The following is a 13,437-nucleotide window of genomic DNA, read 5'->3' on the forward strand; positions in this document are numbered from 1 at the left end:
TTCCTACTTTTTCAGTTGCTCCTTGAGCGCGGCAAGTTTCGCAAAGGGCGAATCCGGATCCAGCGGCTTTTCCTTGCGTGGCGGGCGTCCCTCGAACTTCTGGCCGCCGGGCTTGGCGCCCCGGTCGTGGCGATCGGGCCGATCCTTGCGCTGGCCGCCGCCCGGTCTGCTCTCCTGTGCCTTGCCGCGCATGGGCGCGCCGCCCTTGCGGCCACCCTCTCTGCCTTCACCCTGGCCATGCCGCTGGCCACCACGGCGATGGTCACCCTGGTGGCGGCCGCCCTGGCGCTGGTTGTCCTGGCGCGTGCCGGGACGCCAGAGGAGCACGGGCCTTACTTCGGCAGGCTCTTCCGCCGGGCTTGCTTCCGCCGGCGCGTCGTCGGTTGCTTCGGCCGCGGCCGCGTCCGTCTGCGCCACACCGGCCGGCTCAATCTCGCCCTTCACATCCGTATCTGCGTTCTCGGTTGCCACAGTTTCGACCGGCGTCTCCGCCGGGGTCGCATCGCCGTTCTGGCTTGCGAGGAAAGCGGCCGCCTCTTCGGCGGTCACGCTGTCGGCGCGATAGCCAAGGCCCTTCAGGATTTCCTCCATGTCGTCGGGCGTTGCACCGAGAATGGACAGCATCGCGGTCGTCGCCATGAAGCGGCGGCCGTCATAGGCGCCATCAGGACGCGGCTCTGCGCCCGGCTTCCACTGCAGGAGCGGACGGATGAGATCGGCGAGCCGCTCGAGGATATCGATCCGCACGGCGCGTTTGCCGAGGAAGCGGAAGCCCGCGAGCTTGTAGAATGTCCGTTCGAAAGACGGATCGGTGACGACGGAGGTACGGCCGGCGGCAAGCATCGGAATGAGTTCGCCATAGCCGGGCTTGTCGAGTCCGTCGTTCTTCAGTGCCCAAAGCAGCGTGATGAGCTCCGCTGGCGCCGGTTTCAGAAGAGCCGGCAGGAAGATGTGATAGGCGCCGAAGCGAACGCCGTATTTGCGGATGGAAGCGCGACCGTCCTGGTCGAGCGACTTCACCTCCTCGGCGACGTCGCGGCGGAAGAGCACACCGAGATTCTCGACGAGCTGGAAAGCCAGGCCCTTGGCGAGACCTTCGAGGTCCTCCGCACGGGAGATATCGTCAAGCGGCTTCAATATCGTGCCGATATGGTGGTTCACGAAGCGTTCGATCCGGGCGAGCACATGCTCGCGGGCATTGGCCTGGAGCTGCTCGTCGGCGAGCAGGATGACGCGCGGACGCATGACGTGATCGCTCGCGGCGAGCCGTGCCACAGGATCGCCGAGCCAGCGTACGAGGCCATCCGACGAAAGCGCAAGATCACCATTGCCGGCCGCATGCAGGCGTGCGGCGCGCGCCTCGAATTCCAGCGCGAGCGCCTTCTGGGCAGCACCCTGCACGGCCTTCGCATCAGACCCTTCACCACCGGCCGCCAAAGTGAACCGGAAACCGGTTAATTGGCCTACGTGGTGCCCCTCGACGAAGACATCACCATTCACACTGATTTCAGCTTCCAGCATCGCATTCTCTCTCAGGCGCTTCATGAGCACAGATGTCCTGCGATCAACAAAGCGTTTCGTCAACCTTTCATGTAGCGCGTCGGACAATCGATCTTCGATTTCCCGCGTCTTTTCTTGCCAGTGTGTCGGATCGGCAAGCCATCCGGGCCGATTAGACACATAGGTCCAAGTCCTGATCTGCGCAATTCGCGCCGAAAGTGTGTCAATCTCGCCATCTGTGTGATCCGCGCGGCGGACCTGCTCGGCCATGAAGTCTTCGTTGACCGTGCCATCGCGGACGAGATCGGCGTAGATCGTCGAAATCAGGTCGGCGTGCTGCGCCGGCGTTATGCGCCGATAGTCGGGCAGGGCGCAGGCCTCCCACAGCGTCTCGACCCGCTCGGACGTGGTGGCGACGTCCACGATTTCGGGATAACGCATCAGATGCTCCAACGCCTGCTGGTCGACGGCCGGAAGGGCACGGGTCAGGCCGGCAACGGCCGGCGCTGCCTCGAGACTTTTCCTGAGCGCCTTCAACGAAGAATAGTCGACTGCCTTCGAACGCCACTGCAAGACTTTGACCGGATCGAATTCGTGCGACTCGACGCGATGCACGAGCTCATTCTCGAACGGATCGACGCGTCCGGTGACGCCGAACGTCCCGTCCCGCACATGCCGGCCCGCCCGTCCTGCCACCTGGGCAAGCTCTGCCGGATTGAGATTGCGGAACTGGTAACCGTCGAACTTGCGGTCCTGCGCAAACGCGACATGGTCGACGTCGAGATTAAGCCCCATGCCGATGGCATCGGTCGCCACAAGGTACTCGACGTCGCCCTCCTGGTAAAGCGCAACCTGCGCGTTGCGGGTGCGAGGCGACAGCGCCCCAAGCACGACGGCGGCACCGCCGCGCTGGCGTCGGATGAGCTCGGCGATGGCATAGACCTCGTCGGCCGAGAAAGCGACGATCGCGGAACGGTGCGGAAGCCGGGTAATCTTCTTCGATCCGGCATAGAGAAGCTGCGACAAGCGCGGACGCTCGATGAAGGTGATCCCCGGCAGCAACTGCTGGAGAATGGGCCGCATCGTCGCGGCACCGAGCAGCAGCGTTTCGTCGCGGCCGCGCAGATGCAGCAGCCTGTCGGTAAAGATATGGCCTCGCTCCAGGTCGGCGGCCAGCTGCACCTCGTCGATCGCCACGAACGACGCCGTCGTTTCGCGCGGCATGGCTTCGACGGTGCAGACGGAATAGCGCGCCCGATGCGGCGCGATCTTCTCCTCACCCGTGATCAGCGCGACATTGTGGTGGCCCACCTTCTCGACGAGACGCGTGTAAACCTCGCGCGCAAGCAGCCGCAGCGGCAGGCCGATGACGCCGCTCTCATGGGCTACCATGCGCTCGATCGCATAGTGGGTCTTGCCGGTGTTGGTTGGCCCGAGCACCGCGGTCACGCCGCGACCACTCAGGATCATGGATTGAAAGGACACTTCACCGATCCTGGCATTCTCAACGAGCCCGCGCGCTTTCGCGTGCCGGCGGGGAACACATGCCCACGCGCAGGGCCAAACGCAAGGGGCGCGGGCAATTAAAACCGTTTGCGGCCTCCTCCCCGAGCCACATTTGGTGCCGTCCGCATTAACACTCGGAACAGCCGTGGAACGAATCAGCGACGAATCGCTGACTCGCCTCGATTCACTGTATGTTCACGGCTATATATAGATTGCCGCGGCATGAGTCGCACCACATGCTGAATCTGCCGGAACATCGTGCAAACGAATGCCGCCGGCGCCGTTAACTTTCCCTTCCAGAGCATTAATTGCCATCAAGGATTCCGAATCCAAGACTCTGGAAAGTTTAGAAAATTTTAACCCGGATTCGTTTTCGGACTCGGCGAGTCGAGGAATAAGAATCGCCGCATTAACCTTTCGATCAAAGCCGGAACGAATCGGCGACGAATCGCTGACGCGCCAGCTTTCTCGTTTTGTTCACCACAACATATAGTGGCCCTCGTACTCGCAGATCAATAGAATTGCGTTCCGATTTTTCCGATCGGCACGCCGCAAGGCTGCGTCGTTAACCATTGCATCGAGCCGGCAAATTTCGCTGACGTGAAACACAAGCGGCGCCCCGAAAGGCGCCGCGAGAGATGACAATGTCCTGGCGTTTGCCAGGTTCAGACGAAGAACTGACCGCCGTTGGCCGAAATCGTCGAGCCGGTGATGAAGCCGGCATCGTCGGATGCGAGGAATACGACGCAACGCGCAACTTCTTCCGGTTCACCGAGGCGCCCGACCGGAATCTGCGGGATGATTCGTTCGTTGAGCACCTTTTCCGGCACCGCCCTTACCATCTCGGTGCCGATATAGCCGGGGCAGATCGCGTTGACGGTAATGCCTTTTGCCGCGCCTTCCTGGGCGAGTGCCTTTGTGAAACCGAGATCGCCCGCCTTTGCCGCCGAATAATTCGCCTGGCCCATCTGCCCTTTCTGACCGTTGATCGAGGAGATGTTGATCACGCGTCCGAAGCCGCGGTCGCGCATGCCCGACCAGAGCGGATGGGTCATGTTGAAGAGGCCGGTCAGATTGGTGCTGATCACTTCGCCCCATTGTTCTGGCGTCATCTTGTGAAACATCGCGTCACGCGTGATGCCGGCATTGTTGACGAGGACGTCGACCGGCCCGAGATCGGCCTCCACCTTGGCGATGCCCTCGGCGCAGGCCTGGTAGTTGGAGACATCCCACTTGTAGACGGGGATGCCGGTTTCCTGCTTGAAGGCCTGGGCCTTCTCGTCGTTGCCGGCATAGTTTGCGGCGACCGCATAGCCCGCCGCTTTGAGAGCCACCGAAATGGCCGCACCGATGCCGCGGGATCCACCTGTAACCAACGCTACCCTGCTCATGTTCGCCTCCCACAAGGTTGATTTCAATTTTGCATAGGTGATCGGCATGTGCCCCGGCATAAACGGGCCACAGCTACTCGATCAATTGCTCGATCAATTTCGCCGATGTCATATAGGGACAGCAGGCCAGCGGACCGGCGAATGCACCGGAAAACTGTTCGGCCGGCCTGCTGCATTGGATTGCGGCCGGGCTACAGGCGCTCGACGCACATGGCTACGCCCATGCCGCCGCCGATGCACAAGGTGGCAAGCCCCTTGGAAACGCCGCGCCGCTTCATCTCGAACAGCAGGGTGTTGAGAACGCGGGCACCGGAAGCGCCGATCGGATGGCCGATCGCGATCGCGCCGCCATTGACGTTGACGATCGACGGATCCCAGCCGAGGTCCTTGTTGACGGCGCAAGCCTGTGCCGCGAAGGCCTCGTTGGCCTCGACGAGTTCGACGTCACCGACAGACCAGCCCGCCTTCTCCAGCGCCTTGCGCGAGGCCGGAATCGGCCCGGTCCCCATGATCTGCGGATCGACGCCGGCCGTCGCCCAGGAAACGATGCGGGCGAGCGGCTGGATGCCGCGCTTTTCCGCCTGCGCTTCGGTCATCAACAATGTCGCGGCTGCACCATCGTTCAGCCCGGAGGCGTTTGCGGCGGTCACCGTTCCGTCCTTGTCGAATGCGGGGCGGAGCTTCGCCATGGAATCGAGCGTTGCGCCGTGGCGGATATATTCGTCTTGGTCGACGGTCACATCGCCCTTACGGGTCTTTACGATAAAGGGCACGATCTCGTCGGCAAAACGGCCGGCCTTCTGCGCGGCTTCAGCCTTGTTCTGCGAAGCGAGCGCGAATTCATCCTGCTCTTCACGGGTAAGCTGCCACTTGCGGGCGACGTTCTCGGCGGTGATGCCCATGTGGTAGCCGTAGAAGGCGTCGGTCAGGCCGTCCTTGATCATCGTGTCGATCATCTTGAAGTCGCCCATCTTCACGCCGCCGCGAAGATGCGCGCAATGCGGTGCCATCGACATCGATTCCATACCGCCGGCCACGACGATATCCGCATCGCCAACCACGATCTGCTGCATGCCGAGCGCCACGGCGCGCAGGCCCGAACCGCAAAGCTGGTTCATGCCCCAAGCCGTCTTTTCCTGCGGGAGGCCGGCCTTCATCGCTGCCTGGCGGGCCGGGTTCTGCCCTTCGCCCGCAGGAAGAACCTGGCCGAGGATCACCTCGTCCACTTCCCCAGCGTCGACGCCCGCCCGCTCGAGCACCGCCTTGATGACGCCGGCGCCCAACTCGTGCGCAGGAGTGTTGCCGAAGGCACCGTTAAAGGATCCGACGGCGGTGCGAGCCGCGCTGGCGATCACGACGGAGGGATTGTTCATGGGACGTTTCCTCATATTTCGTTTGCCTGATGTACCCAGACTGGCAAAGCCGTGAGCGCAAGTCAAACCCATTGATGCACCGCCGCAAAAGCTTCACGATTCGCGCGGTTACCATATTTCGCACGTGCGTCGCCGCATTGCACAAAGAGATTGTCAGAGCCTCGATTTTGCGGATACTCTAAAAAATACAATAAAGACGGGACGATGGGTAAGAGGAGACCCTGATGGCGAAGAACGAAGGCCAGATCGTTATCAAAAAATATGCGAACCGGCGCCTCTACAATACCGGGACCAGCACCTATGTAACGCTCGACGACCTGGCCGTGATGGTAAAGAAGGGTGAAGAGTTCGTGGTGCAGGACGCGAAGTCCGGCGAAGACATCACCCACTCCGTCTTGACGCAGATCATTTTCGAGCAGGAATCGAAGACCGGCAACACGCTCTTGCCGATTTCCTTTCTACGCCAGCTGATCTCTTTCTACGGCGACCAGATGCAGATGGTGGTGCCGAGCTACCTCGAACATTCGATGCAGGCGTTCACCGAACAGCAGGCGCAGATGCGCGAGCAGATCAACAAGGCATTTGGCGACACCCCGCTTGGCAAGAACCTGCAGGTGCCGCTGCAACTGGTCGAGGAGCAGGTGCGGCGCAACACCGAAATGTTCCACCAGGCCATGCAGATGTTCTCGCCCTTCATGGCCTCCCCGCCGGCCAAGGAAACGAAGAAGGCTGAGGCCAAGGACATCGACGAGCTCAAGGAACAGTTGCGCGCCCTGCAGACAAAGCTCGACAATCTGGGCTGAAGTGGCTCCAGCGATCGCACCGATTTTGCATGTGCCTGCACCCGTCCCCTCTCCCCGCAGGCGGGGAGAGGGGACTTCGGGCTGGCGCTTGCCGCGAGTCTCCTTCGCCCCGCTCGCGGGGAGAAGGTGGCCGGCAGGCCGGATGAGGGGCCAGGACAAGGCGCGAGCGCCACTCAAAAATCCAACCACACCTGCCGCCACAAAAGAAAAAGGGCCGGCAAAGCCAGCCCTTGAACTTCATCTGCGAACGGCAGCGCTTATGCGCTTTCCTTCGGCGTCAGCACCTGGCGACCGCGGTACATGCCGGTCTTCAGGTCGATGTGGTGCGGACGGCGCAGTTCGCCGGAGTTCTTGTCTTCGATGTAGGTCGGAGCCTTGAGGGCGTCAGCGGAACGGCGCATGCCACGCTTGGACGGGCTCGTTTTTCTTTTCGGTACAGCCATTTCATTCTCCACTTATCGGGCAAAACACTGTTCAGCAGCCGAAAATGGCCGGGTCAAACAGATGTCGATCTCGGAAATTTCGCGCGCTTATACATGGCCAACCACGGTTTGACCAGTCCCCCGCTATATTTTTTCGACTCGGCGCGGCGCGAGGAAGCTTCACGCCTCGTCCTCCGGAACGATCCAGGGCTCGGCCCTCGCCGCCTCCTCCCACTTGCGGAAGGCCGGGTGCGTCTTGACGGCATCCATATAGGCAAGCGTGTCGGGCTCTGTCACCAGCTCGTAGACGTCAAAGCGGTTGACAACCGGGGCAAACATCGCGTCCGCCGCCGTAAAGCGACCGAAGAGAAACGGTCCGCCGGAGCGGGCGATCGATTCCCGCCAGATCTCTTCGATGCGAGCGACGTCGGCCCGGACATCGTCCGGCAGCGCGATTGCCCGGCGCGGCCGGCGAATGTTCATCGGGCAGGCGCCGCGCAGCGCCCGGAAGCCTGAGAGCATCTCCGCCGAATAGCTGCGGGCGCGGGCGCGATCCTCGCGGTTTTCGGGCCAGAGCCCGGCCTCGGGGAAGAGCTCCGCCACATATTCGATGATCGCCAGCGATTCCCAGACACGGACATCGCCATGATGGAGCACCGGCACGCGTCCCGTCGGCGAGATCTCGCGGAAGCGCGGATTCCCAGCGGGGAAATCGAAGGGAATGACGACATCCTCGAACGGAACCCCGCAGGCTTCCAGCGCCAGCCACGGTCGAAGCGACCAGGAGGAATAGTTCTTGTTGCCGACATAAAGGACGAGCTTCGTCATGCGCGTGTCTCCCACCTGCGTTGTGAGGCGCAGGCTTGCCACATCAATGACGGCGAGGCCAATGAATTGCTGTCATCTCAATCATAAAGGCATGTGATGTAACCGCCGGACCGGCTGGCGCGTCGCTCGATGAGCGATGCAAGACGCCTCAAGCCCCGGCCGGGCTTGCCGGCGTTGCGGTCTATCGGGTTGGGCAGCGATACGGCGAGCAGGGCAGCCTGTCGGCGCGATAATTTGGCGGCCGAAACGCCGAAGTGGTGCCGCGCGGCGGCCTCGATGCCGTAGATGCCGTCGCCCCACTCGGCGACATTCAGGTAGATCTCCATCATCCGGCGCTTGCTCCAGACGAAATCGGCGACGATCGCGAGCGGCAGCTCCAGCGCCTTGCGGACGAAGGAACGGCCGTTCCAGAGGAACAGGTTCTTGACCGTCTGCATCGGGATCGTGCTTGCGCCGCGTGTCTGTTCGCCGTCGAGCGCATCCTCGACGACGCCGCGCATCTGGTTCCAGTCGATGCCGGCATGCGAGCAGAACTGGCCATCCTCCGACATCATCACCGACTGGACGAGCACCGGGTCGATGTCGTCGAACTCAACCCATTGCCGGTCGAAGCCGCGCAGCAGCACGAGGTCGCGCAGCATCAGCGTCGAGATCGGCCGAACGAAGTCCAGGGCATAGAAGACGATCAGCACATAGGGCAGCACGAAGAGGGCAAGGACGGCAAGAACGAGGCGGCGGAACCTCGCCTGCCACGCGGCAGGCCAGCGGTTGGCGGACATCTGGCCCTCCTCCAACGCTTCCGGAACGACGTCCACGCTTTGACTGTCCACCTCTTTGTCCATCCGCCTCTCTTATTTCATGGGTGAGCAAAGTTGAATGGCGTTTCTTACAAAAGGCAAGACGCTTGCACGCTCATCCCATATAAAGCAGGCAGCTGCGACGCGAATGCCCGTTGAAAGCCTCTCTCTCGCATGCCAAAGAGCGCAGCATGAAAGAGACGTCATCCTTTTCCGCACACCTGAAGGCCAATGCGTTGGCCGTGGAAGAACTGCTTTCCGACCTTCTGGGGCCGGTCGTCGGCATGGATGAAATCGCGCGGCCACGAAACCTGCTCGCCGCGATGCGCCATGGCGTGCTCAACGGCGGCAAGCGGCTGCGGCCCTTTCTTGTGAGCGCATCTACCGCGCTCCTCGGGGGCGACGCCGATGCGGCACTCAGGATCGGCGCCGCGCTCGAATGCGTGCATTGCTATTCGCTCGTCCACGACGACCTGCCGGCGATGGACGATGACGATTTGAGACGCGGGCAGCCGACGGTGCACATCGCCTTCGACGAGGCGACTGCCATTCTGGCGGGTGACAGCCTGCTGACTTTCGCCTTCGATATCATCGCCGCACCGGAAACGCCGCTTCCGGACCGGCAAAAGACGGCGCTGATTTTGGCGCTTGCGCGCGCGTCCGGACACGGCGGCATGGCTGGCGGGCAGGCGCTCGACCTCGCCGCCGAGAAATCGGCGCCCGGCGAGGCCGGCATTGTCACGCTGCAGGCAATGAAGACCGGCGCGCTCATCCGTTTCGCCTGCGAGGCGGGTGCGATCATCGCCGATGCGTCGGACGAGGACCGGCGACGGCTGCGCGCCTTCGGCGAAAAGATCGGCCTCGCCTTCCAGCTCGCCGACGATCTGCTCGACCTGACGGCGGATGCTCAGGCGATGGGCAAGGCCACCGGCAAGGACGCCGCGCGTGGCAAGGGCACGCTCGTGGCGCTTCACGGCCAGGCCTGGGCCGAGCGCGAACTGGAGGAACTGGTGGCGCAGGCGGAAAATCTGCTCCAGCCCTATGGCGCCCGCTCGGCCATCCTCGTCGAGACCGCCCGCTTCATCGCCAACCGCAGGAGTTAGAGCCCCGTGAGCAAATACTGGTCGCCTATCGTCTCCGCGCTGAAACCCTATGTGCCGGGCGAACAGCCGCGCATGGCGAACCTCGTCAAGCTGAACACCAACGAAAATCCGTACGCGCCTTCCGACAAGGTGATCGAGGCGATCCGGGCCGCGGCAAGCGCCGACCTCAGACTCTATCCGGATCCGCTCGCGCTCGACCTTCGGAAAGCGGTCGCCGCGAGATACGGCATCGAACCGGAGGAAGTCTTCGTCGGCAATGGTTCCGACGAAGTGCTGGCGCACAGTTTTGCCGCGCTCCTGAAACACGATCGGCCGCTGCTCTATCCGGATATCTCCTACAGCTTCTATCCGACCTATGCGGGGCTTTTCGGCATCGACGCGGTAGAGGTACCGCTCAACGACGCCTTCGGCATCGACATCCCCGACTACCGTCGTCCCGCCGGCGCAATCATTCTTCCCAACCCCAATGCGCCCACCGGCATCGGCCTGCCGCTCGCCGAGATCGAGGCGCTCGTCGCCGAGCACCCCGACCAGCCCGTGGTAATCGACGAGGCCTATGTCGATTTCGGCGGCGAATCAGCGTCCGCTCTGGTTCCGAAATACGAAAACCTGCTCGTCGTGCAGACTTTTTCGAAGTCGAGGGCACTTGCCGGATTGCGGGTCGGCTTCGCGATTGGCCAGCGGCATCTGATCGAGGCGCTGGAACGCGTCAAAGACAGCTTCAACTCCTATCCGCTCGGACGGGCAGCCCAGGCCGGCGCGATCGCCGCAATCAAGGACGAGGCCTGGTTCGAGGCGACGCGCGGCAAGATCATTGCGTCGCGGGAGAAGCTGACAAGCGACCTCAAGAAGCGCGGCTTCGAGGTCCTTCCATCCCAGGCAAATTTCGTCTTCGCCCGTCACCCGGACCACGCGGGCCAAGCGCTGGCAGCGAAACTGCGTGAACGCGCGGTGATCGTCCGCCACTTCGCCAAGCCGCGGATCTCGGATTTCCTGCGCATCACCATCGGCACCTACGAGGAATGCGCGAGACTGGTCGCGGCGCTCGACGAGATTCTCTGAGGCTGGCCCCGGATTGGACGGGACAGCGCCAACAGGCGAACGGCTCGTTTTGCCCCTCACCCAGTACCGCGGGGAGAGGGTACTGGGCCGCCGAACTGCCCTCTCCAGGCGCCTGCAGGGAGAGAGGGAGTGGCGCGGGCGCCACTTGTCCCTTCGCCCCGCTTGCGGGGAGAAGGTGGCCGGCAAGCCGGATGAGGGGGATCCGATGGCACAGCACCTCTCCTTTCCCCGCCCCCAGCCCGAGCGGTAAGTCGAAGCGGCGTGAGGCCCGCACACCGCCTCCCATTGGCACCGCCGAAAGCCTCGGCTACTGTCCCCTCCGCAATCATCGCCGGACGCCGCCATGCTCGACCTCACGCCCCATCTGCCACAGCTTTTCGTCGCCTGGACCGCCTATATCATCGCGGTCGTGTCGCCGGGGCCGGCGGTGCTGGCGATCATCGCGACATCCGTCACCCAGGGGCGAAAGGCGGGCCTCGCGCTCGCCTTCGGCGTGCTGAGCGGCAGCTATACCTGGGCGATGCTGACGGCCTCGGGCCTCTCGGCGCTCATCCGGACCTATGGCCAGGCGATCATCTTCCTGAAGATCGCCGGTGCCTGCTATCTTTTCTGGCTCGCCTATAATGCATTGAAGGCCGCGATGCGCGGCGAGGCGTCACGGGCGGCGCTTCGCGTTCCGCTGCAGATGCCGTTGAAGAAGCTCTACCTCAAGGGACTCGGGATCCACCTGACTAATCCCAAGGCGATCTTCGCCTGGATCATGCTGGTCTCGCTCGGCATGCCGCAAGGGGCGCCGGCCGGCGTTACCGCCGCTTTCATCGGCGGCTGCATGCTGATCGGACTCGTGTGCTTCTGCGGCTTCGCGATCGTCTTCTCGCTCTCGCCGGTCCACCGCGCCTATCTCAAATCGCGGCGCATGATCGAAAGCCTGATGGCAGGCTTCTTCGCCTTTGCCGGCCTGAAGCTGCTGACCGCGCGACTTTAGCGCGGGATGAGGAAAAGTTTGTGCGGCTTTCCGCTCGCATCCCGCTCCACTTATTGGAATAGATCCGACTATTCCGCGGCCGCCTGGCCGCGACCGTAGCGCTTCTCGATATAATCTGCGACGAGAAGCTGGAATTCCTCGGCGATTTTCGGCCCGCGCAGCGTCATCGCCTTCTGGCCATCGATGAAGACGGGGGCCGCCGGCGTCTCGCCGGTGCCGGGAAGCGAGATGCCGATATCGGCGTGCTTGCTTTCGCCGGGGCCGTTGACGATGCAGCCCATGACGGCAACCTTCAGCGCTTCCACGCCCGGATATTTCTCGCGCCAGACCGGCATGCTCGCGCGGATATCCTCCTGAATCTTCTGGGCCAGCTCCTGAAAGACCGTTGATGTCGTGCGGCCGCAACCGGGACAGGCGGCAACCACCGGAATGAACTGCCGGAATCCCATGACCTGCAACAATTCCTGCGCCACCTGCACTTCGCGTGTGCGGTCGCCGCCCGGTTCCGGCGTCAGCGAGATGCGGATCGTATCGCCGATGCCCTGCTGCATCAGGATGCCGAGCGAGGCGGAGGATGCGACGATGCCTTTCGTTCCCATGCCGGCTTCGGTAAGCCCGAGATGCAACGCATGATCGGAACGGGCGGCCAGCATCGCATAGACGGCGATCAGGTCCTGCACGCCCGAAACCTTGGCAGAAAGGATGATACGGTTGCGCGGCAGGCCGAGCTCTTCAGCCAGTTCCGCCGAGAGAAGTGCCGACTGCACGATCGTCTCGCGCGTGACCTGCTGTGCCGTCAGCGGCGAGCCCTTGGCCTGGTTCTCGTCCATCAGCCGGGTTAGCAGCTCTTGATCAAGCGAACCCCAGTTGACGCCGATGCGCACCGGCTTGTCGTAGCGCATCGCCATCTCGATGATCTCGGCGAACTGCTTGTCCTTCTTGTCCTTGAAGCCGACATTACCCGGGTTGATGCGATATTTCGCCAGCGCTTCGGCGCAGGCCGGGTGATCGGCCAAGAGCTTATGGCCGATATAGTGGAAATCGCCGACAAGAGGCACGTCCATGCCGAGGCGCAGCAGGCGCTCGCGGATCTTCGGCACCGCTGCAGCGCTTTCGTCGCGATCGACGGTGATTCGCACCAGTTCGGACCCCGCTTTGTGGAGGGCCGCCACCTGGGCAACCGTCGCGTCGATATCGGCCGTATCCGTGTTCGTCATCGACTGGACGACGACCGGCGCACCGCCACCTACGATCACGCCGCCGACATCGACGGCGACCGAGGCGCGGCGTGGCTGTGGCTCGAAATCGAAGGCAGAAGACATGAAGGCCTCTTCTTTATCCCATCATAGCGGAGCGGAAACGCACTGAGAAAAGCTCCGCGCTTTTCGCCTCCTGAGGTGGAGGACGAATCCGCGCTTGTCAACGGCAACATCATGTGCTGACGGCGAATTGATGGCGGGATTCGTAAAGGCAGGCGATTGGCCCCTCAACCGGCCTGCCGGCCACCTTCTCCCCGTAAACGGGGCGAAGGGGACAAGCGGCACACACCCAGCTCCTTCGCTTCTTTTGGCGCCTGCAGGTAGCGGTACGCTGCGAGAAAACAAGAAGCGAGGCGCCGACGGAACGCCCCTTCTCCCCGCCTGCGGGGAGAAGGTCGCGGCAGCGGG

11 protein-coding genes are annotated in these 13,437 nt (G+C 62.9%); 4 read left to right on the plus strand and 7 right to left on the minus strand.

The window, feature by feature from the left end:
* Positions 1-3: 3 nt before the first annotated feature.
* From QA637_RS16305 to QA637_RS16315, 3 genes are all read right to left on the minus strand, one after another.
* Entirely contained in the window at positions 4-2,970 is a 2,967-nt protein-coding gene (locus QA637_RS16305; protein ID WP_153436868.1) for a helicase-related protein, read from the minus strand.
* A 701-nt stretch (positions 2,971-3,671) separates the two neighbouring features.
* Complete coding sequence (gene phbB, locus QA637_RS16310) at positions 3,672-4,397, minus strand: beta-ketoacyl-ACP reductase (RefSeq protein WP_153436816.1); 726 nt, start codon at positions 4,395-4,397, stop codon at positions 3,672-3,674.
* 191 nt (positions 4,398-4,588) lie between these two features.
* Positions 4,589-5,770, minus strand: a complete 1,182-nt coding sequence (locus QA637_RS16315; RefSeq protein ID WP_153436817.1) for an acetyl-CoA C-acetyltransferase — start codon at positions 5,768-5,770, stop codon at positions 4,589-4,591.
* 224 nt (positions 5,771-5,994) lie between these two features.
* Here QA637_RS16315 and phaR point away from each other — a divergent pair, with 224 nt between their 5' ends.
* Positions 5,995-6,573 carry a polyhydroxyalkanoate synthesis repressor PhaR gene (gene phaR, locus QA637_RS16320; RefSeq protein ID WP_153436818.1) on the plus strand — a complete coding sequence of 193 codons (579 nt, stop codon included), beginning with the start codon at positions 5,995-5,997 and terminating at the stop codon, positions 6,571-6,573.
* 257 nt (positions 6,574-6,830) lie between these two features.
* On the opposite strand, the gene rpmF is transcribed toward phaR, so the two are convergent.
* The 3 genes from rpmF to mtgA form a co-directional block, all read right to left on the minus strand.
* Positions 6,831-7,016: a 50S ribosomal protein L32 gene (gene rpmF, locus QA637_RS16325; protein ID WP_012067326.1), complete on the minus strand. Its 186-nt coding sequence runs from the start codon at positions 7,014-7,016 to the stop codon at positions 6,831-6,833.
* 159 nt (positions 7,017-7,175) lie between these two features.
* Positions 7,176-7,823 (minus strand): glutathione S-transferase family protein, encoded by a 648-nt coding sequence (locus QA637_RS16330; protein ID WP_153436819.1) that lies wholly within the window; start codon positions 7,821-7,823, stop codon positions 7,176-7,178.
* 77 nt (positions 7,824-7,900) lie between these two features.
* On the minus strand, positions 7,901-8,602 hold the full coding sequence (gene mtgA, locus QA637_RS16335; protein WP_283064988.1) for a monofunctional biosynthetic peptidoglycan transglycosylase: 702 nt from the start codon (positions 8,600-8,602) through the stop codon (positions 7,901-7,903).
* Positions 8,603-8,811: 209 nt separating this feature from the next.
* On the opposite strand from mtgA, the gene QA637_RS16340 reads away from it, so the two are divergent.
* The 3 genes from QA637_RS16340 (at position 8,812) to QA637_RS16350 (ending at position 11,770) form a co-directional block, all read left to right on the plus strand.
* Entirely contained in the window at positions 8,812-9,723 is a 912-nt protein-coding gene (locus tag QA637_RS16340; protein ID WP_153436821.1) for a polyprenyl synthetase family protein, read from the plus strand.
* Positions 9,724-9,729: 6 nt separating this feature from the next.
* On the plus strand, positions 9,730-10,785 hold the full coding sequence (gene hisC / locus QA637_RS16345) for a histidinol-phosphate transaminase (protein WP_283062347.1): 1,056 nt from the start codon (positions 9,730-9,732) through the stop codon (positions 10,783-10,785).
* A 343-nt stretch (positions 10,786-11,128) separates the two neighbouring features.
* Positions 11,129-11,770 (plus strand): LysE family translocator, encoded by a 642-nt coding sequence (locus tag QA637_RS16350; protein WP_283062349.1) that lies wholly within the window; start codon positions 11,129-11,131, stop codon positions 11,768-11,770.
* A 68-nt stretch (positions 11,771-11,838) separates the two neighbouring features.
* Here QA637_RS16350 and ispG read toward each other — a convergent pair whose 3' ends face one another.
* Positions 11,839-13,092, minus strand: coding sequence for a flavodoxin-dependent (E)-4-hydroxy-3-methylbut-2-enyl-diphosphate synthase (gene ispG, locus QA637_RS16355; protein WP_153436822.1), 1,254 nt, complete (start codon positions 13,090-13,092; stop codon positions 11,839-11,841).
* Positions 13,093-13,437 lie beyond the last annotated feature (345 nt).

The organism is Sinorhizobium terangae (genome assembly GCF_029714365.1).
Lineage (GTDB): Bacteria > Pseudomonadota > Alphaproteobacteria > Rhizobiales > Rhizobiaceae > Sinorhizobium > Sinorhizobium terangae.

Coding starts and splice junctions, on each gene's coding strand:
- QA637_RS16305 (WP_153436868.1), bottom strand. CDS start 2,970: ATGATCCTGAGTGGTCGCGGCGTGACCGCGGTGCTCGGGCCAACCAAC.
- phbB (WP_153436816.1), bottom strand. CDS start 4,397: ATGAGCAGGGTAGCGTTGGTTACAGGTGGATCCCGCGGCATCGGTGCG.
- QA637_RS16315 (WP_153436817.1), bottom strand. CDS start 5,770: ATGAACAATCCCTCCGTCGTGATCGCCAGCGCGGCTCGCACCGCCGTC.
- phaR (WP_153436818.1), top strand. CDS start 5,995: ATGGCGAAGAACGAAGGCCAGATCGTTATCAAAAAATATGCGAACCGG.
- rpmF (WP_012067326.1), bottom strand. CDS start 7,016: ATGGCTGTACCGAAAAGAAAAACGAGCCCGTCCAAGCGTGGCATGCGC.
- QA637_RS16330 (WP_153436819.1), bottom strand. CDS start 7,823: ATGACGAAGCTCGTCCTTTATGTCGGCAACAAGAACTATTCCTCCTGG.
- mtgA (WP_283064988.1), bottom strand. CDS start 8,602: ATGTCCGCCAACCGCTGGCCTGCCGCGTGGCAGGCGAGGTTCCGCCGC.
- QA637_RS16340 (WP_153436821.1), top strand. CDS start 8,812: ATGAAAGAGACGTCATCCTTTTCCGCACACCTGAAGGCCAATGCGTTG.
- QA637_RS16350 (WP_283062349.1), top strand. CDS start 11,129: ATGCTCGACCTCACGCCCCATCTGCCACAGCTTTTCGTCGCCTGGACC.
- ispG (WP_153436822.1), bottom strand. CDS start 13,092: ATGTCTTCTGCCTTCGATTTCGAGCCACAGCCACGCCGCGCCTCGGTC.